Source organism: Mesorhizobium sp. M0159, assembly GCF_040322295.1.
Lineage (GTDB): Bacteria > Pseudomonadota > Alphaproteobacteria > Rhizobiales > Rhizobiaceae > Mesorhizobium.
This window is the reverse complement of sequence record NZ_JAMYTF010000034.1, coordinates 36,255-62,622: the sequence shown is the minus strand read 5'-3', so window position 1 is coordinate 62,622 and position 26,368 is coordinate 36,255. Positions and strand designations below refer to the sequence as shown.

The 26,368-nt window shown below is 59.7% G+C and carries 19 protein-coding genes and 2 pseudogenes; 4 read left to right on the top strand and 17 right to left on the bottom strand.

The annotated features are described in order from the left end of the window. The 7 genes and pseudogenes from NKJ32_RS26030 to NKJ32_RS26000 form a co-directional block, all read right to left on the bottom strand. Positions 1-82, bottom strand: a pseudogene (locus NKJ32_RS26030) (tyrosine-type recombinase/integrase); the annotation flags it as partial. 70 nt (positions 83-152) lie between these two features. After that, a complete protein-coding gene (locus NKJ32_RS26025) occupies positions 153-260 on the bottom strand; it encodes a DUF982 domain-containing protein (protein ID WP_352829256.1) in 108 nt (35 codons plus the stop codon). 260 nt (positions 261-520) lie between these two features. After that, positions 521-1,066 (bottom strand): hypothetical protein, encoded by a 546-nt coding sequence (locus NKJ32_RS26020; RefSeq protein ID WP_352789856.1) that lies wholly within the window; start codon positions 1,064-1,066, stop codon positions 521-523. 177 nt (positions 1,067-1,243) lie between these two features. After that, complete coding sequence (locus NKJ32_RS26015) at positions 1,244-1,426, bottom strand: DUF982 domain-containing protein (RefSeq protein ID WP_352789859.1); 183 nt, start codon at positions 1,424-1,426, stop codon at positions 1,244-1,246. Between the two features lie 74 nt (positions 1,427-1,500). Next, entirely contained in the window at positions 1,501-1,743 is a 243-nt protein-coding gene (locus NKJ32_RS26010; RefSeq protein ID WP_352829247.1) for a DUF982 domain-containing protein, read from the bottom strand. Between the two features lie 320 nt (positions 1,744-2,063). After that, positions 2,064-2,240, bottom strand: a complete 177-nt coding sequence (locus NKJ32_RS26005) for a hypothetical protein (protein ID WP_352789864.1) — start codon at positions 2,238-2,240, stop codon at positions 2,064-2,066. A 455-nt stretch (positions 2,241-2,695) separates the two neighbouring features. Next, a complete protein-coding gene (locus NKJ32_RS26000; protein WP_352789867.1) occupies positions 2,696-3,013 on the bottom strand; it encodes a hypothetical protein in 318 nt (105 codons plus the stop codon). Positions 3,014-3,158: 145 nt separating this feature from the next. On the opposite strand from NKJ32_RS26000, the gene NKJ32_RS25995 reads away from it, so the two are divergent. Further along, positions 3,159-4,556 carry a cytochrome B6 gene (locus NKJ32_RS25995; protein WP_352829254.1) on the top strand — a complete coding sequence of 466 codons (1,398 nt, stop codon included), beginning with the start codon at positions 3,159-3,161 and terminating at the stop codon, positions 4,554-4,556. A 56-nt stretch (positions 4,557-4,612) separates the two neighbouring features. After that, positions 4,613-5,215, top strand: a complete 603-nt coding sequence (locus tag NKJ32_RS25990; RefSeq protein WP_352789869.1) for a DUF4142 domain-containing protein — start codon at positions 4,613-4,615, stop codon at positions 5,213-5,215. Positions 5,216-5,491: 276 nt separating this feature from the next. On the opposite strand, the gene NKJ32_RS25985 is transcribed toward NKJ32_RS25990, so the two are convergent. Continuing rightward, positions 5,492-5,878, bottom strand: a complete 387-nt coding sequence (locus NKJ32_RS25985; RefSeq protein ID WP_352789872.1) for a hypothetical protein — start codon at positions 5,876-5,878, stop codon at positions 5,492-5,494. A gap of 628 nt (positions 5,879-6,506) precedes the next feature. Here NKJ32_RS25985 and NKJ32_RS25975 point away from each other — a divergent pair. Further along, complete coding sequence (locus NKJ32_RS25975) at positions 6,507-6,872, top strand: hypothetical protein (RefSeq protein ID WP_352789875.1); 366 nt, start codon at positions 6,507-6,509, stop codon at positions 6,870-6,872. Between the two features lie 225 nt (positions 6,873-7,097). Here the strand turns inward: NKJ32_RS25975 and NKJ32_RS25970 are convergent, their stop codons facing one another. The 5 genes from NKJ32_RS25970 to NKJ32_RS25950 form a co-directional block, all read right to left on the bottom strand. Then, the gene (locus NKJ32_RS25970) at positions 7,098-8,720 is read right to left on the bottom strand and encodes a hypothetical protein (protein ID WP_352509229.1); all 1,623 of its coding nucleotides are present in this window, start codon (positions 8,718-8,720) and stop codon (positions 7,098-7,100) included. Beyond that, positions 8,711-11,710 (bottom strand): AAA family ATPase, encoded by a 3,000-nt coding sequence (locus NKJ32_RS25965; RefSeq protein ID WP_352509228.1) that lies wholly within the window; start codon positions 11,708-11,710, stop codon positions 8,711-8,713. Before NKJ32_RS25965 ends, NKJ32_RS25970 begins: the two co-directional genes overlap by 10 nt. 404 nt (positions 11,711-12,114) lie before the next feature. Then, complete coding sequence (locus NKJ32_RS25960; protein ID WP_352829245.1) at positions 12,115-15,582, bottom strand: AAA family ATPase; 3,468 nt, start codon at positions 15,580-15,582, stop codon at positions 12,115-12,117. After that, the gene (locus NKJ32_RS25955; protein WP_352509226.1) at positions 15,579-16,838 is read right to left on the bottom strand and encodes a metallophosphoesterase family protein; all 1,260 of its coding nucleotides are present in this window, start codon (positions 16,836-16,838) and stop codon (positions 15,579-15,581) included. Before NKJ32_RS25955 ends, NKJ32_RS25960 begins: the two co-directional genes overlap by 4 nt. A 135-nt stretch (positions 16,839-16,973) precedes the next feature. Next, complete coding sequence (locus NKJ32_RS25950; RefSeq protein WP_352829252.1) at positions 16,974-18,821, bottom strand: ABC transporter ATP-binding protein; 1,848 nt, start codon at positions 18,819-18,821, stop codon at positions 16,974-16,976. A 118-nt stretch (positions 18,822-18,939) separates the two neighbouring features. Here NKJ32_RS25950 and NKJ32_RS25945 point away from each other — a divergent pair. After that, positions 18,940-19,121 (top strand): annotated as a pseudogene (locus tag NKJ32_RS25945) (Tn3 family transposase); the annotation flags it as partial. A gap of 143 nt (positions 19,122-19,264) precedes the next feature. Here the strand turns inward: NKJ32_RS25945 and NKJ32_RS25940 are convergent. The 4 genes from NKJ32_RS25940 to NKJ32_RS25925 form a co-directional block, all read right to left on the bottom strand. Further along, positions 19,265-19,768 carry a PIN domain-containing protein gene (locus NKJ32_RS25940; RefSeq protein WP_352509225.1) on the bottom strand — a complete coding sequence of 168 codons (504 nt, stop codon included), beginning with the start codon at positions 19,766-19,768 and terminating at the stop codon, positions 19,265-19,267. 5 nt (positions 19,769-19,773) lie between these two features. After that, the gene (locus tag NKJ32_RS25935; RefSeq protein WP_352509223.1) at positions 19,774-22,263 is read right to left on the bottom strand and encodes an HsdM family class I SAM-dependent methyltransferase; all 2,490 of its coding nucleotides are present in this window, start codon (positions 22,261-22,263) and stop codon (positions 19,774-19,776) included. Continuing rightward, complete coding sequence (locus NKJ32_RS25930) at positions 22,260-22,742, bottom strand: hypothetical protein (RefSeq protein ID WP_352509221.1); 483 nt, start codon at positions 22,740-22,742, stop codon at positions 22,260-22,262. The genes NKJ32_RS25935 and NKJ32_RS25930 overlap by 4 nt, the downstream gene beginning before the upstream one ends. Before the next feature lie 124 nt (positions 22,743-22,866). Further along, the gene (locus tag NKJ32_RS25925) at positions 22,867-26,343 is read right to left on the bottom strand and encodes a type ISP restriction/modification enzyme (protein WP_352509219.1); all 3,477 of its coding nucleotides are present in this window, start codon (positions 26,341-26,343) and stop codon (positions 22,867-22,869) included. Between the last annotated feature and the right edge of the window lie 25 nt (positions 26,344-26,368).

The following is a 26,368-nucleotide window of genomic DNA, read 5'->3' as shown; positions in this document are numbered from 1 at the left end:
CCTGCTCCAGGAGATGTGTGGCGAAGGAATGCCTCAGGGTGTGCGGCGTTACCCGCTTTTTGATCTCGGCGGCCTCCGCCGCGGCTGCCCCGCATTGAAACAAGCAAAGGTAGTAATCAGACCCGAGACGTGGTGGCAAGCGGAATGCAGACCTAGCCAGAGGAGCGTAGCACCCCCTCCTCCCTAGCAGCCGCCTCGAAGGCCTTACGAACCTCCTCATGGGTCGCCCGGTCCTCAACGGCGTCGATGCACAGTTGCACAGCCTTCCGCCACTTAGGCCCATCTTGGTCCACTTCAGGAGTTCCTCGGCGGCACCCTCGACATTGTTGCACCCGTAGGTGACCCCAGGTCGTTGGGTCTTGAGAAAGGCCGGCCGGTGGCAGCAATGGTCAGTTTCCTGCAATGCTGGATCGGTAAGTTCATGTCGGAAGTTGACGCTCTGCTCCCCGGACCTGGATGGCGAAGTAGAGCTGGTCGCCAGCGAACGCCAGTGCGCGATGGCGGCCAGCTGGTCTGAGCGTTATCTCTTCATGCACTGCCCGGAGCCGCCGGGATCGCAGACTTCTCCTACACCGCAATCGAAATCGCGTGTGCAGGCGGGCGGCGACAAGGGCGGGGCGAGGACGATATAAGGCGTATGGACCTTGTCGCGAGGCGGCACGAAAGCCGGCGCTCGCTCGCCTGCGTCACCGAGTGTACGGATATAGAGATAGAGCGACTTCTTGTCCTCATCGCTCATCGCCCGTACATTATACCCTGGCATCGGTGGATAAGTCCCAAGGCCTCGAAGATATGAAACGAAGCCGTCGGCTGTGAGGTCGACGGCCGTCAGCCGTAGGTTTGCCGCATAGCTGGTTCCCCACGGTCCCTGAAAGCCGAGTGCATTTCCCTTAAGAGCCTTGGCCGGATCGATCTTGCCGCCACTTTCGCTATATCCTTCGGTGTGGCAATCGTGGCAGCCGCCGATGATGGAGATGTAGAGTCCTCGCTCGACCGAAGGTTCCCCTGCCGCCGGCGCGGCATTGAGCGCAAGCGCGGCAATGCGTATCAACCAATATGCACGCATCGCATTCCCCTTCCTTGGTGCCGAACGGCTCTGCGCGGGACTTGTCTCCGGTTTTGTCGCGCTTTGTCATGTCGGCCGAGCTTCCCCGCCTGTGGCGCAACTCGGAGATCAGGGAATGGTTGCATTAGGGATCAGGAATGTTTGGGAACTGGGCTCGGGTAACTGGCACATTCGGCCCTAATCAGGCGAGCGTAGCACCAACCCCTCCTCCTCGGCAGCGGCCAGGAATGCCTTCCGTGCCTCCTCGGGTTCCCTCTCGTCGGAAATGCAGGCAATGCAGACGCGCACCGCTTGGTTCCACTGAGGGTCACGCTTGGTCCACTTCATCAGCTCCTGGCCGGCCGCCTCGACGTTGTTCACGTTCCGGGTCAGACCAGCACTCCGTCCTGACAGGGACCCGAGGGGAGAACCAATGGGTTGCCATGACACCTCGCTCACGGGGAAAGATACATCTTGGCTTCCTTAGCGGCAGCCTCAAAGGCCTTTCGTACCACCTGAGGGTCAATCGGATCGCCCTCTAAATCTGACAGGCAGAGGGTCACCGCCTTTTGCCAGCGAGGTCCTCTCCGGGTCCACCTCTTGAGTTGCTCAAGGGCTGCCCTCGCATTGTTGCAGCCATGCCTGACGCCGGTTTCAGTCTTCACGAACACCGGAGGCACGAACCAATGGGTTACCATTGAGGGGTAATTAGAGGGGGCGGGAATGTTTGGAAGGGATGTCTGAGCCGGTGATCGACTTTGGCTCGCGCGAAGAGCTACGCGACCTGCTAATCAGGAAAAAAGTATACCCTCCTCCTCGGCAGCAGCCAGGAATGCCTTATGGGCTTCCTCAGGTTCCATCTCGTCGAATATCACAGCGAGGGTCCCAGCAAGGGCCACGCTTGGTCCACTTCATCAACTCCTCGCCGGCTGTCTCGGCGTTGTTGACGTTGCGGGTCATACCGGCACGCTCCGTCCTGACAGGGACCCGAGGGGAGAACCAATGGAGTGCCATACAGTCACTCTTTGTCGGCCCTATCAAGTTCCTCCAGCAAATACCTTTGCTCGGCCGGCAGTTCCCGTTCTACAGGCAGATTTAGCAGATTGCGAAGGTAATTGCGGATTACCTCTGAGGTGATCCACCGCCGCACAATTTCGGCAATAACCTTCTGTTTGGCTTTATCGATTTCAGCCATGTTCGGGCCTGCATGTTTAAAAGGACCGAACTGCACCGCTAGCGGATTTGTTCCTGCTAATCACGAAGATCAAGCAGGACGGCGCGCCCTTCTTGCGGGGCCGCGGTAAGCAAAATTTCGGCACAATTCAGCATCCGTCTCGTTACGTGGGGGCGCACAGGGCACGAAGTGCTGCTAGGGCCGCTTTAAGGGACACCACGTTGCCGTCTGATGCCACCGTCTTGACCTGCTCATAGGGGATACCGAGTCCCGCCGCCGCAACCAGCGAAATCGAGGCGCGCGAGCCGCCGATGTTGCGGGCGACGTTGATCAGCGCTGACGCCTGATTGGGTTTTTTGCGCAGGGAGACCGACGTAAGCCGCGGTCGAAATAGGGATGATCAGGAACGCAGTCCGATCATCAGGAAGACGCGCCCAAAAGGCAAAAAGTAGTAGCTGGCGTCGGGGTGAGCGACGTCAAATGCCATAGCGCGACCGTAGCCACCCACATACCAGCAGCATGGCGATGCCGCCCGGCATTATCGAGAGGCCCGACAGCGTCGCTGTGTAGGCCAATGCCGTTTGTTGCAGCTGTGGCATGATCTGCGTTGTGCTGAACAGGACGGCGCCGACTGCCATCATAACCAGGAAACATGAACCAAATTGACGAGTTAACAGCAGGCGTATGTCGACGGTCGGATCGCCGCGGCCAATTTCCCAGAAATGACAGCAAACGTCGCTCGACACGAACCAGCCGTTGCGTGGGCCTTGGTCAAGGAGGATTGCCCTCTGCAATCCCCAGTCGGCTTACTATCACGGCGGCTCGCCCGAGCTCATCAACGACGCGGTCCGGTTTCGTTCGAGTCACGGGAACAAACATCGCACGCGGGAGTTGGGGCGGTCTGTTCGTATTGAGACTTTCATAATCTTGGGAGGGGATATGTCACGTGTCTTCAACCTTGGCTTGCCGGCGCTGCTTGGCGCCGCCGCGGTCACGCTTACCGCTGCTTCCGATCCGCTGCCGCCGGATCTGACCTATCGTCCATTGCCAAGCCTGCCCCTTTCTGCGGTGAAGGAGAATGACGAAGCGCAAAAACCCGCCGTGATCGAGCGGCAGCGCAAGTTGCTCGAGAGCCGTTACAACCTGGCGGACCGGCCGATGCAGGGCGTCATGATGTCGGGCGGCCGGAAAGTGGTGCAGGAGGCCGTCAGGGTCAAACTCCCGGCAGGCGAGACCTGGGACAGCCTGGCCGCCAAGACTCCCCAAGAAATCCGCGACCGCGGTTTGTTGCCGAACGGCTTCCTCCCGCTGCCGCACGTCAAGCAGGCGACCGGAGGCCAGGTCTTTCCGGAAAACCAGATCAGGGAGATCGGTGCCGACGAAGGGCGCGATCTGCGGCGCTTCGACGTTGATTTCGACCTGCCGGATTATCTTACGCCGGAATTTCCACCTCCGATATTCCTCACCACGCATCCAGAACTGGGGGATGTGTCGCGCGGTGATCTGCTGACGATCCGCAACTTCTACGAATATATGAACGGCATCATCACACCCGTACAGATGGAAGGACTGCGTCTGCTGCTGACGCCCTTCCCGCAGGAGGAGTTCAATCAGACCGAGGACAGAAAGGTCGCGACGCAAAGCATGGGTGTGGCATGCCTCGACTGCCACGCGAATTTCCATACCAACGCAGCCTTTCACCTGACGCCGGACGTCCGGCCACAAGCCGAGCGCTTTCGGCTCGACACAACCAGCCTGCGCGGCCTGTTCAATCAACAGATTCATGGCTCCAAGCGCTCGCTGCGCTCAGTCGAGGACTTCACGGAATTCGAGCAGCGCACCGCCTACTTCAACGGCGATCACGTGAGCGCCACCCGCAAAGGGGTGAATCTGCCCGACCGCACGAACCAGGTGGCGATGATGGCGCAGATGCAGAACATCATCGATTTTCCGCCGGCGCCGAAGCTCGACCCGTTCGGGCGGCTTGACCCGGCCACCGCAAGTGCGCAGGAGCTCAAGGGCGAGCAGGTGTTCATGGGCAAGGGCCGCTGCGCCGAGTGTCATGTTCCAGGGTTGTCATTCATGGACAACAACATGCACGACCTGAAGCTCGAGCGGTTCTACAAGATCGGCGAGACCTTCAACGACCAGGTCGCCATACCGGATGGGCCGATCAAGACCTTCACACTGCGCGGGATCAAGGATTCTCCGCCCTATCTGCATGACGGCCGCCTGATAACGCTTGGCGATACGGTTGAGTTCTTCAACTTGGTGCTCGGAACGAAGCTTGACCAGCCGGAAAAGGATTCACTCGTGGCTTACCTGCTCACTCTCTGAACGAGCGAAAAAGCCGCTGCCGGGGGGCCTGCTTTCGGCGCGGAATGGAGGACATCATGCGTGCTGCCGCAATCACCTTCGCCTTGGCGCTGTCGCCTTGTTGTGCGTTGGCGCAGATCGGCAATCCGGCCGGCCTTGCTCCCGACACGAGGATGGAGAAGCCTGGAGTCCCAGCGCCGAACCAGACGAATTATCAGGATCGGCTTTTCGCCCAGCTGGTCACGGCTGGCGGCATGGCTGAGGTGGAGCTGGGTCGGCTCGCGGACGGAAAGACAAGCCATGATGGGGTGAGGGAATTTGCAAATCGAATGGTCGAAGATCACGACAAGGCAAATAAACAGCTGAAATCCGTCGCGGACAAGAGCGAGATTCCGCTTCCCGAAGAGCTCGACCCTGATCATAAGAAAATCCGCGCTGATCTCGAAAAGCAGGACGGCGCTGCGTTCGATCTTGCTTATCTGGCTGCGCAGATCCTCGACCATCAGAAAACAGCGCAGCTTCTGGCTTGGGAGATTGGCTCCGGCGAAGATCCAGAGCTCCAGCACTTCGCCTCAGGCAACCTACCAAAGGTGCTCGAGCACCTCGATATGGCGCGCACGCTGCACGCGGAACTGGCGGGACAAGCCTTGCTCGCAGCGGAAGCGCAAAAGAGCAAATAAACTGCCAGCCACATCCGCAACGTGAACAGGGCTTACCATTGCACGCGAGCCGCCAAACGCGTCTATCTTAGCTGTTGTGGTCATTCGGCGAGCTCCGCCTGTCAAACCGCCCTCAAAAGTGACCCTGGAGTGGAGTAGGCCCCTCAGGCCGGACACAAGTCAGGCCGCTGATTTGATCGTTTGCCGGGTGTGTTGATCTTCGAATTGCATTGGACGAGTGGTGAGTGAACCGTCGCCAGGCCGTGGGCGGCAAGATGATCGCGATAGGCTGTCGCATCATATTGTGACCGAGATCAAAATGATGCGCAGCGGGGTGGCGGTTTGCGTCCTTCGACAGCGGCGGCCAAAGCCATCAGCATCAGCCGAGCGTCGATCGAGCGGATGATGGCGTATCCGATACCCGCCGCGACAGGCATGCAATGACAACGGCAACATAGGCAAACCGGCAACGACGGTGACGTATGTGAGGTCGGCTACCCAGAGCTGATCGGGTCCACCGGAGATGAAGTCCCGGGCGAGGTTCGGGAAGATCGGTTGGTTGTGATCGGTATCCGTGGTCACCGTGAATCGACCGCGCATTTTCGGCTGAAGTGATGCCGCATCAGGCGGCAGATCTTCTTGTGGTTTACGATCATGCCTTTTGCCGAAGAGCGGCACGGCCACGACGCTAGCCATAGTGCTCGAACTGGTGCCAGATGGGTACCATCGCTTCGACGGTGTCGTTTGCAGCGCGGCGCGGCTGGTCGTAGAAGGTCGTGCGCGAGAGGCCGGTCAGCCGGCATCCTTCAGCGACGGAGAAACCATGGACCGGTGGTCGCGGATGTAGACCCGATTCTCTGCCGACGGCCTCATGCAGAGCCCCCACTAGAAACTCGAGTCCAGAACCTGCTTGCCGACTAGCCGTTCGAGCGCGGCAATGCGCGCTTCATCTCTGTCTGGTTCGTGGCCAGTGGCAAGCGGTACGAGTCTGAGGGCGTAGCAGTGAAGGAAATGCATCGCACATTGCGCGGCGAACGTGCTCCGCAGGGATTTCCGGCAGAAGCTCTGTTGCGGCGGGGCCGAACAAGGGGCGAGCTTCTTACCGGGCCTACGCCAACACCAGTGAGTTCAGGGTCCGAGACAAGCTGTAGAATCTCGCCTGCTTCGAATGCTGCCCGTAACTACACGAAAACTCATTCCCGACTGCCTGTGCCGATGATCTCCGGGGATACGCCACGACGCCTGCTTGATTTATGCGGGAGTCTCCCGACTACGTTGCTGGATGGGTAGCACGCCACAACTTGAGACGGTTTTGATCGAGATGATTGTCCAAGCTGCAGACTTTCCGGCGGCCAGCTTCGATTCCGTAGCAGGCGACTGCGCCGATAAATCTGGAGGCCGAATACTCTTCAATGTTCGCGTTGACAGCCATGCGGATGTTCAGCGAGTTGCCGCCATCGCGAGCAAATCGGACGGGGGGATGACTCCTTTGCTTCTGCTGTTGGATCGTACGGGGACATCGATCAAGATCCATGAGGTGCCGGTTGAGGACTACCCGTTGGTAGTCTCCATCGCCCGTTGGGCCAATCAGCCCCTTCACTCGCAAGCCATTACCAGCGTCAATGTCGAGGTTACCCTGCTCCTGGAAGCTGTCGCATCGGAAGCACGGCCGGATTAGCTGAATTGCGGTCTCAGCCGATGTTAGCGGGGCCTACGCGTTATGAACGGGCCCCCACTCTCCTGCTACTTTGTGCATTCCACACTGCCATTTATGCGACTTTTCGAGCACAAACCGGGAACGCCTGACCGTTTCCATTCATCGCCCAAGGCCAGTTTAGCGCTGGAAAAGCCAAAGTGCGGGAGTGCAGAAATGGCCGCAACGGGCCGGAAGCAGACCATCCGGTTAAGGGTACGGCGGGACCGTTGCCGCCATTCCCGATTCGCCAAATTCGGGCATGACGGCCTTTAGCAAAACTTGCAATCGACGGCTTGCTTCCGTATCACCATTGGGGCTTGGGCACAGTAGAGTGCAGTCGCTTGCACCTGGTATTGTCTCGAGGCTGCTCCACGCGCGGGCGGGTGGGGGGAAAACGACAAATCCACCCATGGGATGACATCTGACGACCTGGTCCTCAGTGGACCAACCAATGGTTCTCCTATACTTCTCGACGGTATAGGGTTTCGAGTTCGTAATCTCGCCCGACTTTCCATGATGCTCGGAACTGGCCAAGCAAGCGTCCCCGACCAACAGCGCCTTTTGAGTCGGCGTTGTTATCCGAACCAGATAGTCAGGCGAACACTTGAGCTCTGTTCCTATAAAAGGGCGCTCGACATCAAGGTCCTGATGGCGCGCCGCCCACTCCAGCGCGGGCGTAGCGCGCTCATGTGCCGGGGGGATCCGGTCATAGTCGATGAAGACGGGCTCAGCCTCGAAGTCCAATTCGATGACAACCTCACCTCTCGTGAGATGCCAAGAGCTTCGTTTCACACTCTCGACCACCTCAACGGTGCACAGGCCGGAGAATCCCTGTCGGCGCAGCTCTTTTGCGATCCAAACAATTCCCCAAAGCTCCCAAAGACGATTGAGGAAGAGCGGTGGGTAATGAGATCGCGCCGATTCAACCTCAGAAATCGCCTCTGACGGGGTCGGCGCGAAAGCGCGTAGCAGCGATCGAACTCTGTGATCTCGCTGAAAAAGCGGGCTCGGGTGGATTCGTGTACCAAGCTCAATGTCCCTCACGAAACCAGCAAGCCTCGTCCTCACATCGCCGAGTCCACGCAAGATTGAGCTCAGGCGCTCGACTTCCGCATTGATCTTTGTCTGACGATTACCAGGATTTTTCCGACCACTTTTGGCCGCCATGGTCTCAAGCGCACCCTCTAGAACCTTGGCAAGGTCGCATACTTGACCCGAACGGCGAGTCGCCCAGTGGGAGACTAGGGCGTTTTCTGCGAGCGGCACATCCTGTCTCGAGTGAGGCGCCAATTCCGTGAAGGGATTATTGCGGATCGAGCCTGCAGCACGGATCTCCTCTTCGAGCAGACTCATGATCTCGGCCGGCGTGCTTGAGCGCGGCCCGCTCACGGGCCGGCTCCATGTCCGGCCGGGCCGGTCGGCCAGCATGTCCCACACGGCTGCGAACCCTAGTTCACCTTCGATATCCTCCGCCATCGCAACCACATCGCGATAGCTGATAAGCGCCGTCGGGATGACATAGCAGCGCAGCACACTGTCCTTGGGGAATTTTAACACGGCGCTGACTTCGCCGAGCCGCCGCTGTCTCGACAATTCCTCTGACAGGTCCCATCGCTGCCATTGCATACCGTCCTCGCAAAGTTCGGACAGCTTCGAAACCTTCGTTTCACGGTGGCTAGGTTGCGCGGGGTGGCCCCGGGTTAAGAAATCCAGATAGGGATGATCGTCTCGGATTAGATAGCATGCGTCCGGTTTCCAGGGGTATTTGACACCCATCCCGTCCGCGTCCCTGACGCGCACCTCTTCGATGGTCGTCTGGTTCACTGCCACGGGGAAACGAACCCGAGGCGCGCCTGCTGGCGCGCCAGTTTGAGGCGACGTCGTGTTCTGGGCAGATCCTCGCCATCTTCGACAAAAGCTTCGATCGCCGTGAGCGCGGGGGCGAGCTGATCGAAGGCACCCGACAGTTTCACAAGTATGCGGCTTGCGATGAGGCGATCCACCAGATCGCTGCGATCCAAGAGCTCCTTGCCCTGGAGATCAAGCCGGTGATGCAGACTAAGCGATGCCCTGATGTCGGAGAGCACCCGGCGCGAGGGCAGCAGATCTTGACGAAGATCATGGTGATAGACCGCCTTGTGAAGCGCGCTCAACACGCCATCAATTCGTTCATCGGTGCTCGCACCAGTCATCGAGACTGCCGGCAGACCTGGGAGCGGGGTGAGAGAACGCAAGATCGTAAGCTCGGACGGTATTTCTCGATCATAGGGGACTTGCGATAGCTCTAACAGAAAACAGCGATCGATTACCTTTGGGGAGGGAGGCCTGGACGATTCGTCGATGTTCAGCGTCCCGAATACCCGACAGGCCGCGATCGGCTGATCTCGAGTCAGCGTGCCAGTCCCGCTATCGAGAGCATGGAAAAGCCGAGATAAATAATACTCTGGCCTCGTCAGATTAAATTCATCGAACAGGACCAGATGGGCCATCTCCCGTTGCGTGCGCAAAGCATTCAGCATGCCTTTGTCGCCAAAAAGGGCCTCGTCGTCCGCCCAATGCGCCTGCACGGCGACATCATGGAAGTCTTCTCCAGCGTTCTTGCCCAAGAGACGGGCAATCAACCGTACGAGCGTCGATTTCCCGCAGCCGGGTGGCCCGGCGAGTAGCACGATCGGTCGGACAGAGAGCGCCAGAAGCGACACTACGATGTCATCGAAGTGGAGATGAGGAGCCTCACTCTTAAGGACGTCGCGCAAGGTCGTCAAAGCGTGGGAGAAATCAGAGTCTGCGATCCGAATACTCCAGTCCGAGCGGCCATCCCGCTCTGATCGGGCAGAAGGTAAGAGCGGACCGGATGCGGCGACTACCGGTCCCGCCTTAGCCGGAGGAGCGCCGTCGACGAGTCTCATCTCGCTGACGACCACATCAGCCAACGGTTCGGCGGCATCAATGCCGTCATCCGACGTGAGAAACGCGTCCTCAACGTGGCGGCGAACAGGTCGGCCGTCGCGACCAATTGCGACGTCTGCTTCGCGATCATCGTCCGTATGCGGATCGTCGTCGACATCGATTCCGGCCATCAGACGCGCAGCGGCTGGGTCCCCTTCCTTGATAAGCCGCTCCAGCTCTTCGATTGAGACCCATCCGCGTTCGGCTGTGACCGCGACGATTTTAGACATGCCGAGATCAATAATGATGTCGTCGGCAGTGTCGACTGCCAGCGCGTTCGTCGGCAGAGGCTCGTCGAAGGGATTGAGCGCAGCTTCCTTTCTCTTTCGCAGTTTGCTGGCGTCGATCCAGAGATGCCCCGTTCCGTCCACCTGTTCCGAGGTTATGGACGCCCGCTCGGCTGCCGGGTCCCACACCAGCCGCATCCTGCCAGGCGAATGGCGGACTTGTATGGGCATAAAGCGTCGGCCGCGGCGGGCATCGACCCCGGCAGTGAGGGCGGGTACCAGCCGCGCCTTGGGCTCAGCGCCTTGGGCCAGAGCGGCTAGGCCATCGATCAGGCGTTCCCCACCGTCATCTACAAACGGGTCGTTTGGATCAAGCACGGTGACATAACGCTCCCGCTCCGCCGCCTCCTTGACACCCAATAGCAGCGGATGGGGGAGAGTGGCCTCAAGTGAAGCCGTGAAGAGCTCGCTGCTCGGTCCACTAGCCTCTCGAAGGCGGGGCGGAGCGTAATTGTGCAGAATATGTGCAAGGCCGCCAGCTGCAGCTGCGACGGCGAAAGAGCTTCCTACACGCAGCACGTTGGGGCGATGACCGTCCGGGAAGAGCGTCGCCAGCATCGCCTCTTCAAAGCCCGGCAGGAGGCTTGTTCCACCCGCCAGCAGGATCGTGTCTATCAGACGGTGCGCGTCACCAGGCGCATTCACGTCGCGTTCATGGAGACGTTCTTCGCTCTTTAGACGGGCGTCCTGCGAAGAGATTTGATTTTCGTAAAGCCGTTCGCATAGCTTTTCGAACAATGGACGCAACTCCGCCCAAAGCTCTGAAGAAACGGAGGCCAGCATGGCTTGGTCAATTGCAAGCGATGTCTGCGGCAACGAGTGGGGGTAGGAGTCCTGAGTTTTGCCCAAGCTAGCTTGCACTTTGTCCCGTTCGATGTCGCGCAGGACCGTGTCCGTAACATTCAGGCCAAGACGTTCGGCCAGTCGCCGATCTACCCATCGACCGGCATGATGATCGCTATCCCCACGCAGCGCGCGAAGCCGCAGGTCGCGCTGGGCACCCGTCTTGTCTATGTTGAGGATGGTACTATCGCGGCGACTGACGATCAGGGTCATGTTGGCGGTCGAGGCGCCGGCATCCACGACGAGGAGGACATTGTTCTCGCCTGCCTCGAGCTTCAGACTGCGCTTGAGAAGACGAAAATACTCCGCGACCATCTCTGGTTCTGGGAGAACTGTGACACCCGGAATGGCAGCCTCTATACCATCCTTGTACCGCGTTCTAGCGTCACTATCGGCGATCGACGGCATGAGGGCAAATTTGCGCCGCGACTGATATTCGGCGGGTATCCTGTCGAGGATCTTGCGGAGATATTCTCGAAAGACTTCGTCTCGTTCGAACTGTCGGAACGGCGTGCGAGGATCCGCCCGATCGTAAAAAATCTTCCGCACTGGGTTACCGTGCAACATCCAGTCCTTGATGTCATCGATTTCATAAAACCACGACGCATCGTCTGGGCGCTCCAGTTGGAGCGTCCACTGTTTACGGTCATTAATGGCCGGATCGGCGATTATGAAGCATTTAGACGATTGATATGGCTGATCATTATCCCATAAGAGAAATCGAAATGCAAAATCAGCCATGTCTACTATACTTCCGTCAATATCGAACTCTTGGTTTATGGGTGCGAACCAAGCTCTGGAACACTACCATATCACCAACTTCGCCCCATCTCGAAGCATATGCCGGTAGGAGCATCGCCCTTGCAAGAGGGCTCTGGCTTCGAGTTGCTAGGAGTATCCGGCTTCGGACAAAGTGACCGCTGATGTCGAACGGTTTCGGGATTGCCAAATCTTAGCAGCGATGCTGCGAGTGCGTGCAGATGCGGTCAGCTGGAGCGGCGTGTTTCGGGGTCACGACGATCACCGTGAACGGCGGGAATGAGGCGCAAAGCTGACACCAAAGCCGGCGCTTGGAATGTCGATTAGACTAGCTAAGGGGAAATCGAACGGCACGGTATTTCCGCAGCGCATCAAGAAGTCCAATCTCATCCGAGCTCATGGACCGCTACGCCCGGCACTACAGCCTTGGCGATCTCGCACAGGTGCTGGTGGTGCGTCAGGTAGATTACCTGTCCTGCACTGGCCATCTCCCCAAACAGCCGGAAAACCTCCTCGGACCGGACATGGTCGAAGGTCTCCATGATGTCATCGGCGATGAATGGAACTGAGGGTCGGAACTGTGCGAACTCGTAATACCCGGCAAGCCTGAGCGCCAAGTAGAGCTGAAAACGTGCCCCTTTTGACAGCGCATCGGCGACCTTGGATTGCCCGTCGCGCTGCAACGCGATGAGCACTTCCCCACCCTTCACGGGCTGGGTTGTCAGGCCAGAGTACTGGCCGCGCGTCATGAGGGCGAAGGCGTCCGACGCGCGCTCCATCATCCCGGAGCGATGACGTTCACGGTAGACGCGCAAAGCATTGCCAGCCGACATTATTCCCAATTTCAGCTCGATATAGCGGACGGCCTTTTCCTCGATTTCCAGAAGGACGGTGCGCCGTTCGGCATCTACGCGGGCAACAGCACTGTCGCCGCCAATAGCGTCCAGCTTGTCGGTCGCGCGCGTCTGCCGAATGAGCTGGTGCTGTATTGCCTCGTCAGAAGCGCGAAGCCGTTGCTCGGCCTCAGCCTTCTCGATTGCGAGACTGTCGAGATCGACGGCATCCAATATCGAACGCGCCTGCTCGAACCCTTCCGTCGCGAGCTCGGATGACACCTGCTCCTCAAGCTCGGCCACGGTTGTGCGCAGGCGATCCCTGTCGCGCAGCAGTTCGTCGCGTTGCACGACGTCCGCTAGCGTGGCAACGCCAAAGACGCTGAGGACCTCGTTCTTGTGGCGCTCATGCGCCGAAATCTCGGCATCGAGGATCTCACGCTGATCCTGCAGGCGCTGCAAGTCATTGACGAGGCTTGCCTTGGCCTCGCGCGTGCGCTCGGCGCGCTCCAGGCGCTGGGCAAGCCGGATCGCCAGCTGTTCCGGTTCGTCGTCGGCCGCCTCGCCCGCTTCGGCTGCAACGGCGGAAACCTCGACCAGAAAATTGTCCCTGTCGGCCTCCATCTTCTCGATGCGAAGCTGCATGGCGTCCCGGTCCTGAAGGCCCTTGGACAGTTCAGCGAGTTGATCAAGGACGCCCCCCATGCCGGACACCGAGATGCCGCTCTCCAGCCAGGTGCCCTTGAGCGCTTCGGCAGTACCGGCCTGCCATTCATCCTCACGTCGCTCCGCGACTTCGACAGCGCGGCGCCTGGCGGCCAGATCCTCTTGCCTTGTGCCAACGGTCTTGAGCGCTTCGGTGCGCTCAGCGTCCACCTTGAATTGTCTCTCAAGGAATAGCTCTGCCACGGCCATGACCGTCTCCAGGCTGTCACCAGCATCCGAACCGACGCCGACGCTCGCCAGAGCACCGTTCAACACCAGGCGTATTCGCCCTTCCTCATCAACCGCCCGCTCGGCTTTCTTGCGCGAAAGCTCGATCTCCTCCCAGGCCGCGAGCGCATCGATGCGGGCATCGATGCGGTCCTCGATCAGCTCGATCAGCTGTTCGGGTGATATTTCCTGGCACGGTCCGAGCAGCTCTCTGGCGGCCGTGCGTATTTCCAAGAGCAAAGCCTCCCGATCTGAGCCGTTGCGGGCAAGTTGGTCGCGCGCATGCGCGATGGCGGCCGCGGTTTCTGCGAGGTTGCGGCTTGTGCCGCGAATCTCGACCAGTTCCCGGGCGTTGGCCAAGCGGCCTGCGCCGACACTGTCGTCTCGGGCCAGTGTTGCCGCGAAATCATCCGCGGTTTCGCCAGTCAGGTCATCGCGATGTCTTGCCCAGGCCTCGTCCCGGGCGCGCCGAATGGCGTCCGCCGCATCATCGTCGGCGACATCGACCGAGGCTCGAAGGACTTCCAGCCGCGCCGAAAGCAAGTCGTGATTGCCTTGGTGCTCGGCAAGACGATCGGAAAGGACGCCTCTGCCCTTCCCGAGCTCCGCTGCCAGCGCTTTCCATGCGCCAAGCTGCGCAGCATTCGGTATGGCGATCCTGGCCAAGGCCTGCGCATCTCCTGACCAGGGATGCAAGCGCGCGATCGCGGCCTGCCATCGAATTGCACCGGCATCCGCGGCCTCGCGTGCCGCCTTGGTCTCCCTCATGTACCCACTGGCCTTTGCCGTAGCCAAAGCCGAAACCAGCCTTGCCCTGGCAGGCTCGGGCACGGCCCGTTCTTCTCCGACCCGCTCGCGTGCCGCCTGAAGCGCATCGGCTGCTGCCGCAGCCTCCTCGCGCGCAACGCGGACGCTGGTCACAATCCCCGATCGCTGCTCGATCATGGTGCGCACGGCGCCAATGGTTGCGGCAGGCAAGAGCAGTTTGGCAGGGTCTGGCTCAGAGGACCTGCCAAGAGCGGCAAGGCAGGCCGCCACGGCATTGTCGAGGATTTGCAGTTCCGTCCTGCGGCTTGGCAGGTCGAGACCGGCCGAGACGTGGCGCACCTTGCGGTCCGCCAGGCCGCGAACCCGTTCGGAAATCGCAAGGATCACCGCGTCCACGTCGACCGATGCGATTTTCGTCGTCACCCGCTCAAGCTCGTCCTCGCTCGCCGATAGCCGCGTTCTCAGGCTGGCGTCGGCCTCGATCATGTCGGCGACGTTGCCGGTCCAGCTCCGTGGCGGTGACGCGATCTCAGGCAACTCGGCCAATTGCGCTTGCTTGCGCCTGATGTCCGCAAGGATCGGCATCGCGCGAAGATACTTCGCGATCGTATCGAGCCGAGCCGACAGCACCGACCGCTCGGCGATGCTTCGGTCGTATTTTTCCGTCGCGTCGAGACGCTCGGCTTCAAGGCTCTCATAAGTCGACGCCAAAGTGTCGATCGCGTCCTTACTGGCCTTCAGTTCCGCAAGCCGCTTCTTGAGCAGTGCAAGCTCGGTTCCGTGTGCCTGCTTGCGATAGAGCCTGTCCGCCTCGGCCTCGAGCAGGCTCAATGTATCGCTTGCGTGCCCAAGCCCTGCGCTCGCCGTGAACAGCAGCTTGCCCAGGTCGCCGCGCGATTCCAGGATCGATCTTCCACCTGCTTCCAGCGTTTCGTCGTCCAAGGAGAACATGGTCTGGTATGCGTCGCGAGACAGTCCGGCGAGATGGGATGAGATCGCCATCTCGCTGACCGGTTGGCCAGCCGCGTTCAGCAAGGAGTTGGCGCGCTGTTTGGTGCGTGTGAAAAAGTGCTCCTCGCTGCCGAGTTCGAGCACCCCGCCGATGCGCATGGCGCTGTACTCGTGCAGGAAATTGTAGCGGCTGCGTTCCTCGATGCCGAACAGCAGGTCGAGATAGCCCGAAAGTGCTGTCGACTTGCCGGCTTCGTTCAGGCCGAAGACAATATGCAGGTCGGGACCCGATTTAGGTTTCGGACCGAAGTCGATCGTCCTGTCGGTGAACTTGCCATAACGGATGAGATCAAGTCGCCGCAGCCTCATTGTGATCCACCGGCCTTGAGACGGGCGGTAACCAGGTCGGCGCCCTTGGCAAGCACCCTGTCGAGGAACAGCTCCAGCTCAGCCTCGTCCTTGCCGGCGAAGTCGCGCCCGTCAGGCGGAAGGTCCGCGATCATTTTCTGGACAAGCGCCCTCGCCTCAGCTCGGAACGTGTCCGAGCCGGCATCGGCGCGCATGGATTGAGCGAGTTCGAAAATCGGATCGGCGATGCCCTCGGATGGTTCGGCCGCGGATGGAGAGACGTTAAGCTCGAGCTTCTCCACCCAGGTGTCACCCATCTGCTCCGCGACCTGCTCGGCTTCCGCGAGCAGCAGGTCGCGGTCACGGATCAGCGCCCAGGATAAAGGTGATGCGCCGGTCAGGCCGAGACGGACCATGGCATGACGGGATTTGACAGAGGCGCGAACACGTTCGAGCGCGGAGCGGACTCGGCCGACGACATCGGACCACTCGACCGTTTCGGTCAGGTCGACGTTCACCCGCTCAAACTGCGCGATACCGGTCAGCCGTTCTTCGATCTCAATGGTGCGGTCGTCGCGTATCGTCACCAGGGTGACGGATTTCTCCCCGGCCTCATTGATGTCCCTGCCCTGTGGAATTCCCGGCATCACCACCGTGCTCGATCCGGGATGGACCTGGCGGACATGGATGTGCCCAAGCGCCCAGTAGTCGAAGCCATGGGCATGCAGGTCGGTGGCGTTGCAGGGGGCATAGACGTCGTGGCCGGGCGATCCGGCCAGGCTGGTATGCATGATGCCGACATTGACCGCGCCTTCACGCGGCGCTGAATACTTGGGCAGCAGGCTGTCCGGCGCCTTGGGGCTGGCGAAGCTCAAGCCATGAAACATGACGTCGAGCCCGGCGGCTGTCTGCAGCACTGACTGGGGACTGCCACCGAAGATCGTGACCGTCTCCGGGAACACCAGCTGCTTCGATATGCGCGATAGCGCGTCATGATTGCCACGGATCTTGAAGACCCTGATGCCGGCCTGATGCAGCCGTGTCATCTGCGACCCCAGGAAGCGGGCGGTTTTCATCGACGTCTGGTCGCCATCATAGAGATCGCCGGCAATGACCAGCGCATCGACGCGTTCCGCAAGGCAGAGGTCCACGATCGAGACAAACGCCTGACGGCTGGCGTCTCCGACGAGTTCGGCAAGGTCGCCGTTTCGCATCGCCAGCGAACGCAGCGGCGAGTCGAGGTGGATGTCGGCGGTGTGGACGAATCGAAATGGCATGGGACTGGCTCCGGTCCGAGCATAACGGTGTTCGGCTGCGGCTCGACTGGAAAAATTTCAAGATACGGGGTGTTGCCCGCGCGGCGATCGGCACCTGACGGCCAATGGGCGCCGTCACCTGGTGGCAGGCGTAGGTTAGCGGAGCTCGTCTGGAATAAAGCCGCCGGTCTGACGTTTCCAGAGGCGCGCAAACAAGCCGTCCTGTTTAACCAGCTCGTCGGGCGTGCCTTCTTCCACGATACGGCCCTGATCGAGCACGACTATCCGATCCATCATGGCGATCGTAGAAAGGCGATGCGCAATGGCAATCACCGTCTTTCCCTCCATGACCAGGTTGAGCTGTTCCTGGATGGTGGCTTCGGATTCGCTGTCCAGAGCAGAGGTCGCCTCGTCCAACACCAAGATCGGCGCGTTCTTCAACAACACGCGGGCGATGGCGACGCGCTGGCGCTGGCCGCCCGACAGCTTGATGCCGCGGTCGCCGACGAAGGCCTCATAGCCCTTGCGGCCTTCGGCGTCCGAGAGATCGGCAATGAAGGCATCGGCGGCCGCCATTTTCGCCACCTCTTCGACTTCCCGCTCGCTCGCCTCCGGCCGGCCATAGCGGATATTGTCGCCAACTGAACGGTGCAGCAGCGCGACATCCTGCGCGATGACACCGATGGCGCGCCGAAGGCTTGCCTGGCTGACGGCGCGGATATCCTGCCCGTCGATCAGGATCGCGCCCTCCCTGATATCGTAGAAGCGCAAGAGCAGGTTTGCCAGCGTGGTCTTGCCCGCACCCGAGAGGCCGACGAGGCCGACCTTTTCGCCGGGACGGACCGTCAGCGACAGATTTTCGATGACAGGCTTGCCGGCCTTGTAGGCGAAGCTGACATTTTCGAAACGGATCTCGCCGGTCTCGACCTTAAAATCAGGCGCATCCGACCGGTCGGTGATGGTAGGCGGAGTTGTCATGACCGGCATGGCGTCCTTGAACGTGCCGATCGCCTGGAAAATCTGCTGGCCCATTTGCAGGAACGTGAAGATCTGTGTCGACAGCCGCTGGAGGATGTACACAGCGCCGACAAACTGGCCAACGGAGAGAAACCCTTTGACGAGACCAGAAAATCCGATCGAAAGCCTCGTCAGCCACAGCACCATATTGAGGACGACGACCGTCAGTTCCGAGGTGCGATAGATGCGTTGTTCGCGGTGTTGCGTCTGTACGGCCTCCTGGATGGTTCGACGGATAGCGCCGGCCTCGCTGTCTTCGGCAGCGAACTGCTTGATCATCTGCATGTTGGTGTAGAGGTCGGTGATGGCGCCGGCGACCATGCTGCGCTGCTTGGCGGTACGGCGCGCGCGTTCGGCAAAGGTGGGAACGAGTTTGACGGTGAATGCCACGTTGAGCGCGATCCAGACGACGACCGGCAAGGCAAGCTGCCAGGACAGCGAACCGAGCAGGACCACCGAGCCGACCAACTGGACCAGGAAGCGTGGGATGGACTGGAACGCGGCAATGATCTGCTGCTGGACGGCAGATGCCACCTGCTGCAGGCGCGAGGCAACCTGACCGGCATAGAGATCATGGAAAAAGGCGAGATCCTGTCGCGCCACCGCCTTGTGGCCCTGCCACTGGATGGCGGCCGGCATGCCGACGCCGAGCGTGTGCGAGGTCAGAGTGTTGAGCAGGAACGAGGCGACCGGCATGGCCGGAAAGATCAGCAGGCCAAGGAAAGTCAAAAGCGGCCATTCGTTTTGCAGGAATGCGGAAGCGCCCTGCTGCGTGACGCCGTCGACGATGACCGAAAGCCCCCAGACGATCGTCAGATTGATGGCTTCCATCGCCATCGAGGAAAGCGCTAGCGCAATTAGCACGCCGCGAAACATCGAAATAAAATGCAAAAGGACGGCTAGCGGCCCCTTGGAGGGCAGCGGCCGGTAGGGAATATCCAGTGGCCGGATCAAGTTCTCGAATGGACGGTAAATCGCATCTGAAATTCACATGGGCCGCTCGGGTCAAATCGGTAGGAGGGCGGGACTCAGCTCCACGGACCGGGATAGGATCAGTTACCGGCTGCAATCCTAGATAGAAGATCTTGGCACTCACATTTGCAAGCGCGCGGTCACAGAGCTCAAACGAGAGGGAAGGAATATCCCAGATACGCTGGTGAAGCATATCTCGCCTCTAGTTGGGAGCACACCAACCTGACCGGCATCTACACCTGGGACAGCGAGCAACATCTCTCGGAAGGCTTCAGGTCGCTTCGCCTCCCGGCAGGGCTACGGCGTGCCGCATAAGGTTCCTGCTCGGTTCGACCCTTTGCGTACGATTCCGCACTGTTCTTGTTCCGACGCCCTTGCAGAGAGGTTACGCTGCCTACTTTGCGATGGTCTCTGGAAAGCGCATTACCTTTAAGCATCGCATATCCCACGTTACTGTCTCATATTGTTAGGAGCCGGACATCATGGTCGGCGTCCGGTATACGTTTCATGCGGCCGTCGGCCGTGACCAAGACGAGATCGCGTTCTTTAGCTTGGGCGCACATCCAAAGGTCATTCTCATCAATGCCCAGTTTCTGTCCGGTCGCCTTGTCTACCCATTCCTCGATATACTTAGGGCGATCCTTACGAAGCATCTTGGCCAGATATTTCTGCGCAATACGCGCCTTCACCTCCGCGTAGACGGCGGCAGTATGATGGGTGATATCGAGAATCGCATAAGAACGTGCCTGGACGATCATCGCCTCAAGGGCGGACAGGTTGCCCTTGCCGATCACGGCAGCTAGCTTCGTCCCGAAACCCAACTCAGCTAGCGCGATCGCAGAAATGAACCGGGGGCTTTCAACTGGTAACGCTGCGAGAGACTGGCCTTTCTCCGCGTGGTGGGGATGCGTAGGATCAAGGTAGATCGACAGCACCGTCGTATCGAACAGGTACGCGTCCATCGGAACTACGCCACATAGTCGCGAAGGAAAATCGCTTCTTCGTGGGGCAGCGGTTGGAATACCGACTGAACCCAATCGCCGCTAGCTTTGAACCGCCCAGAAACCCGTTCCGCGAGGCTCAGTGCTAACATCGGATGGGACAAATCCCAATGCTGCCAACCATGTGCAAGAGGGCGTTCCGCGTCTTTGAAAAATGTCAGGAGCTGACGCTCGAGCCGAAGCGGCAAGTCATAAGCTTTCAGTACGGCCGCATCGATTTCCGTCAGGAGCTGTGCGAGTTTGGCATCTCTGTCGGCGAGCAGCTCCCAGTTTTGTAGCATCGTCTTATAGGTCGCAACGAGTTCGCCGATTTTCTCGGGCAACTGGACCGGAATAGGAATGTCGTCGACCACTGCAGTGCGAAAGCGATCTTTGGGCGAGTTGATTGCCAAGAAAGCGTTTGCCACGGCTCCATTCAGGACGGCGCTCAAAGCGAACAAGTCGGTTGATGAAACTGGATTCCTTGGGCGCATGGCGAAGAATTGCTGCGAGCATAGCAACCCCTCTAAATCGGCGAATCCCCCTATGCACCAAGCCCCTCGACTTAATCGAGTCGCGCTGGCGATAAGCTTAGGCGTAGACCAGTCATGTGTCGCCCCGCACCGAAGATTTTCACGACGGAAGTCTAGCCAGAGCTTCTGTGGCGGCAGATACTGGCGCAGGTGGCGCGCATTTCCATAGCCAGCCTTGTATCCTGTTAAAGGCTCAGGACTCGTCGCTTTCGCCTGGCTATAATGCCATTCTAGACCTCGGCGTGTCTCCAGAAGCGCTCCGAACTTCGGGTAGCTGCGTAAATAATCCCAGATGTCGCCAAGTGGCGGAAGCCATAGCTGTCCGCTTGGCGCGGCATCCACTGTCCGCTCCGCTTCGCGTTGAACTGTGATGTGACCGGTTTTCAGAAAAAGGCCGCGATCATACTCGGCCACTTCGGTCGAACGTATCGTAACCTTGTCATCGTCCGCCTCGCGCAAATCGCGGGCAATTACGGCGGAGGATTCCACGTCGGATGCGCCGAAAATGCCATCGGGCATTTTCAAGATCTCGACCAATCCGTACAGCGCTTCTAACCTTTTGCGCTGTTCGGCAAACTGCTGATCAACAATAAAGGATCGAGGAAGAACAAATCCCAGGGCAAGCGGCTTGGAATCCAACGCAGCACTTAGTGCCGCAATTGCCTTAGAATAGGTCTTGCTCGCAACTGGATATCTTGCGCGATCAGCCTTGCTAAAGGATTCAAACGGTGGGTTGCAGACAATGATGTTGTTGGCCTGCAGACGCTTCGCCAAAACATCATCGGTAAACAGGTCGCCTTCTCTAACATGCCAGCCGTTGTGGTTCGGATAGTCCGCGAGAATGAGCGATAAGGTAGCCACCTCACATGCGAAGGGATCGACCTCGTCGCCAGAAATGTGGTTGATGAGAAAATCGTGCCGTTGCTGATCAGTCCATTCGACCGGCAGAAGGTCGCGTAGATGGCGGAGTGCCGACACGAGAAAAACACCGGCTCCGGCAAAGGGCTCATAAATTCTGATATCTTCTGGGCGGTGCCGGTGCAGTTCAAGGCGCTGGACGACGTATTCCGCGACCTGCCGAGGCGTGCTGTGCGTACCAAACAGCTTGCGAGTCTCGGGCGTTACAAGGGTATTTTCGTAGACGAAGGCGAGGTCGTCGGACGAAATGTTGGAAAAGCTTATGCCGGCCCTCAGATGCCGCCATGCCGCATCAAAGATGCCTGGCAGTGCGGCGTTCGGCGTAGCCTCAATCGTTCCGAGCGCATAATAGCTTTCGATGCCAGCAAGCACGGACCCCAGATCGTCCGCGTCCCAGCCATCCGCGTAGGGATGGCGGCGGTCCTGCAGAACCTTGGCAGCCAGCAGACGAAAGACGACGCGGAACAGCGTCCGTACATTAAGCCGGTCTCCGCCGGGCACCTTACGGGCCAAGTCGAGGGTCTCGACTAGCAAGCGATCCAGCTTAACGTGAATCTCGCCTTCGATTGCTGGCAGAAGGCCCAGGTCAACAAAATCGAGCTGATAGGCTGTCCCTGACGCACCGATCGATTTCGCGCGGTGAATAGCATCGGGATGCCAGTTCGCCTGATTGCGTGCGAATAGCTCGGCTATATCGGCGAGCCTGACCTTTTCGATCGCACGCGGTGGTGCGTCGCTTCGCACCTGCCAGACCGTCACCTCGTCTTGCTCGATAACAAACAGGAGAGGTGCACCCAAGGCGCGATGCTCGTTCACCAGATCGACAGCGCGGCGGCCTCCGCCATTCACGACAGCGAGTGCGGCGGACCGGTAAGAGGGCGGCGTACGGGTAAAAGCGGCAAGAGGGACAGTCCGCGTCGTATTGGCGTCACTCAGCACATCCGCGAAGGCATAGTCAGGCACGACCGCCTCCGCGCGATAGCCGACGTCGCGGGCCGCTTGCGCGATGCTCTCGACCGCGTTCACGACCGGACTCCCCCTGCCGCGGCCACAATGCTGACTGGAATGGGGGGGAAGCGGAGCGACGCCTGATCCTCGACGTCGCTTGCAGCGAGGAGCTGCTCGCGGAGCCCAGACACGACGGACCGCAGTGGGATTGTGATCGTTGGCCGGTCGCTCATGAAATCGGCCAGCTCCGGCCGAAGCTGCAATTGCCCTTCGGGCAGATCAACGATCAGTTTGGTGCGCTCAAGTACGGGCCACGGCGACTGGTTACACAGCTCGAACAGCGGTTCGGCGATGGGCGCCAAAGCACCGACGCGAACAGCCATGTCAACCGCGAGCGAGCGGATCACCGCGACGGCGACCAGGTCACCTGAACTAAAACAAGGACTGTGGCCACGCCCCCGACGCAGCGGACCGAGCGCCTTCTTCCAGTGGCGATAGGTTTCCGGAGCGATCGATATCGCGCTCCGCAACTGACCGGGTGTGTATAGAACTGTCACGAATCGACTCACGATCTTGTTGCGAACAACAAGATGCCTCGTTTCGCCTGGCGAGGCAAGAACAATTCGCGAACGGCAGCCGCTGCGCTGCAGCAGCCCGTGTGATATCGGTCGAGGTGGTCCCTCAGGAGGCGGTAGCAGGTCCAACCGACAGCGTTTCCGTGTCCCACATACACGCGGTTGCCTTGATAGCCTCATAACTCACGTCGAGCGCAGGCTGCATGAGAACATATGCGGTCAGCCGCCGAACAATGGCGACGGCTTCGCGCGCCTCGGCCACCGTGATCGGCCTGCCGATAACCTCACGGTCACGATAAGAAAGCCATTTCTTGAGCACCTGATATCCGCCGATCGTCAGTTGGTAGACGCTAGATGGAACACCCTTCAGATAAGCTAAACTATTAAGTCTGACATCTACGGGCAGACCGAGCCGCGTCTCCAAGGCGACAACATCTTCTTCTAGCCGAAGGGCTGCCTCCTCCAGCGCCGCTCGCTCCTCCACGTCATAGCTGTCTCGCTCACGAATATTCCCATTGCCCGGCATCACCGGCGCACCGTTGCCGCCTCTGCCCCAGCTCGTGACCTCGAGATCGGAAGGTGCGAGTGCGCCGCCACCCTCGCGGACGAGCCGACCAAGCATTCCGAAAGGCGCATCGTAGGGCGTGACGTTCACTCCAGGGACGACCTGCTCGGTATCGAGCAACGCTGCAGCCCGGCGTCCTAGTGCAGCAGACGCCTCGAGGTGAATCAGATCGCTCGGGAGCGGCACCCGAGGCCAGCCCCCGAGTATGGCGGATTGATTTTCTTGAAGCCAGCCTGGAGCCGCCATGACAGCGAGTGCATGGTACCACGGAGCATCACCGAGATCGGCGTCCGCATCGGGGTCATTGTCCGTGATCGTCGCAAGCCATGTGCGGGCAGTCGCCGAGAGGTTCGCTCGCCGTGTCGGCGTAGCGAGAAGATCAGCTTGCGGCGCTGCGGACTCGAGGATGCGAAATGGAAACGCGCGGATGTTCGGACGAAGGAGGTGATAATCTGGTAGCGCAGTCACTGGCAGAGCCGGCATTCCCTCGTGTGGCCGTTCGGCCATCATCCGACTAACCAGAAATCGGTTTCCATTCCGGGCTGCAGCGAAGAACTCCGGCCGGGATCGATTCCAGATTGGCGCGACCGTCGTGTAGTAGGCAAAGCGTGTGTCGAGGGGCAGTGACGCGAACCGAACGATACGGTTAGCGTCAAAGCTTTCCCTGGCGAGCAATCGCTGGCGGGCGCGCTCCGGCTCAAAAGCGCCGGCATCCTCTACCGGGCCGATCCCCTCTGCCTTCACAGTTTCGAAGGTGAGCGAAGAATCCATATAGCGTCGCATACGATCGGCGAGACGGTCGCGATCGGTATCTATAAGACTTCCGCGGCGCATTTCGGCTAGCCCGCTAAATGGCTCTGCCTCGGCGAGCGCGATTAGATCGGGCCAGCTATCGTAGTTCGATGCGGGCCCGAGCGGTCGGAAATTGAAGCGGTTTGCGGGTGTAGGATTGGTCACCTCGAACCCGTGCTCAAGCGATCCGCCATCCAGCGCCTCGACCAGCTCTTCGCGCTTTCGGGTGCCCCAGAACTGGCGGTACCTGACTTCGGCTAAGCCACCGGTCGGTCCCTCGCGCACAAACATCCCGACGGCGGTTCCAAGCTTGATGCCTTCGCGATTGAAGGGCGTGGAGAAAACGGATGGATCTGGTCCGCCCTCAGGGGTGCGCTTGCCAGTCTCTCGGCTGTCGCCGTTGAGGCTGTCGATAAAAATGCTTTGGAAGCCCTCAAGGAGCCGGCGGCGAACGACCACGAACGATGGATCGCTCAAGTAAGAATAGCTCGACACAAAACAGATGATACCTCGGCCCGATCGTTCGGTGATCCGGCGCTCGGCGACGCGTAGGAAGCGCGTATAGAGCTCGTCGAGATTGTACTTTCGGATATTCCAGTCAGACCGAAGCCCCTGCTTGAAGGGCTCAACCAAGCCCTCCTCTTCGTCTGGGCTGACGCCGGCAAAAGCATTGTAGGGCGGGTTGCCGATTATAACGAGGATCGGATCTATGCGCTTCACGCGTTCCGCGGCATCGCGTTCGGGCTGAAGCTCTGGAAGGAGCAATTGTTCGACAGGACCAATCGGTTCATTCCAGCCGGTAAGTGCGTTGGTGAGGTAAACCGCAGCTCGTTGCTCGGCGGTCAGCGGAGCGCCCGCGTGCGCCAGCATCATGCCAATCTGCCAATGCGCGACCACAAACGGCGCGGGCATAAGCTCGAAGCCAAAAAGACGCTCACGTGCGGCGGTGTTGAGGTCGTGCGCGACAAGGGCGTCTTCGCCCTGCTCGCGCAGACGTCGCTCGATGACACGCAACACTTCGACGAGGAACGAACCCGTTCCGCAGCAAGGATCCAGCACATGAACGTTGGGGCTCGCCAGGCCGGCCTCAATCCCAAGTTCCTCGCGTAGCGCAAGGTCCACACGCTCTACCATATAAGTCACGATTTCAGGCGGCGTGTACCAAACACCCAACTGCTTGCGCAACGAAGGATCAAAATGCGCGAGAAAGGGCTCATAGAAGTATTGAACCGCGCGACCCTCATCGAAGGCCTCAAAAAATAGTATTCGGTCGACCCGGTGGAGTGCGTCTCCGGTCCAGTCGAGGATCTCGACCAATCCAAGCGGACCCAACCGGCTCGGCGTCGCGACCTGTTCGAACAAGGTGCGGACCATCGGCACGTGCATTGTCCATCCGGCGGCGTGCCAGTCGAAGCGTGCAGTAGACTGTGGTGGAAGGTCTCGAGCCCATTGCACCCATGCGCTGAAGATGCCGTAGAAGAGTGTTTGGACTAACGTTGACCGGAAGAAATGCTCGCCCTTGACATGATCGAACCGCAGACCCAGCGCCTGCTCGAGACCGGAGCGAACCGTCTGCAACGCTGGCAGGTCGGCGCTTGCCTCGATCCTTCGGAGTGCGTCGCGAGCGTAGGAGGCGAGCAGCCAAGCTAAATCCGATGCCCGCGTGAGCGGTGCAAGGTAGCTGAGAGCGCGGCGAAGGTAATCATGGAGCGCCTCAGCGAACTGGCCGAGCGTATTATCGGCGGACGCGTTCTGTAGATCCCAAAACGCGGTTTCGCTGGCGGCAAGGCTGAATGATTCGAGACGTATTGGCTGACCCTGCGCATTTCGACCTATTAGGAGGAAGGTGCGGTAGTTAGAGACCAAAACAAGCCCATAGTGTTGCCAATATTGCGATACCTGCAGCGTATCGGCAGTGAACCATGTCTCTTCGGCCAGCCCTTTCACCTCGACCACGCCACGCTCAGGCGTCGCGCCGGTGCCAGGCGCCGGCTCGCCGCCTCGACACTGCGCTTGGCTGTAAAGCCCAAAATCCGGATGACCAGCGCCTTGGTTGCGGATTTGACCGTTGGCTATCACGCGTGGGCGCAGCTGACGCCCGACCCCATTTAGCAGATTCTCCAGCGCGCTATAGTAGGATGTCTCGTTGGTCGCCGCGCCGGTAGCACGAATCTGACGCATCCGCGTCAAATATGCGTCTAGGAGTTCACGACTGGATTCGGCCAATTCGATTCACCTGCAACATTCGATT

What these genes read in the sequence shown, in the direction of transcription:
- NKJ32_RS26020 (WP_352789856.1), bottom strand. Translation starts at nt 1,066, where the DNA reads ATGCGTGCATATTGGTTGATACGCATTGCCGCGCTTGCGCTCAATGCC.
- NKJ32_RS26010 (WP_352829247.1), bottom strand. Translation starts at nt 1,743, where the DNA reads ATGGTAACCCATTGGTTCGTGCCTCCGGTGTTCGTGAAGACTGAAACC.
- NKJ32_RS26005 (WP_352789864.1), bottom strand. Translation starts at nt 2,240, where the DNA reads ATGGCTGAAATCGATAAAGCCAAACAGAAGGTTATTGCCGAAATTGTG.
- NKJ32_RS25995 (WP_352829254.1), top strand. Translation starts at nt 3,159, where the DNA reads ATGTCACGTGTCTTCAACCTTGGCTTGCCGGCGCTGCTTGGCGCCGCC.
- NKJ32_RS25990 (WP_352789869.1), top strand. Translation starts at nt 4,613, where the DNA reads ATGCGTGCTGCCGCAATCACCTTCGCCTTGGCGCTGTCGCCTTGTTGT.
- NKJ32_RS25965 (WP_352509228.1), bottom strand. Translation starts at nt 11,710, where the DNA reads ATGGCTGATTTTGCATTTCGATTTCTCTTATGGGATAATGATCAGCCA.
- NKJ32_RS25960 (WP_352829245.1), bottom strand. Translation starts at nt 15,582, where the DNA reads ATGAGGCTGCGGCGACTTGATCTCATCCGTTATGGCAAGTTCACCGAC.
- NKJ32_RS25955 (WP_352509226.1), bottom strand. Translation starts at nt 16,838, where the DNA reads ATGCCATTTCGATTCGTCCACACCGCCGACATCCACCTCGACTCGCCG.
- NKJ32_RS25940 (WP_352509225.1), bottom strand. Translation starts at nt 19,768, where the DNA reads ATGGACGCGTACCTGTTCGATACGACGGTGCTGTCGATCTACCTTGAT.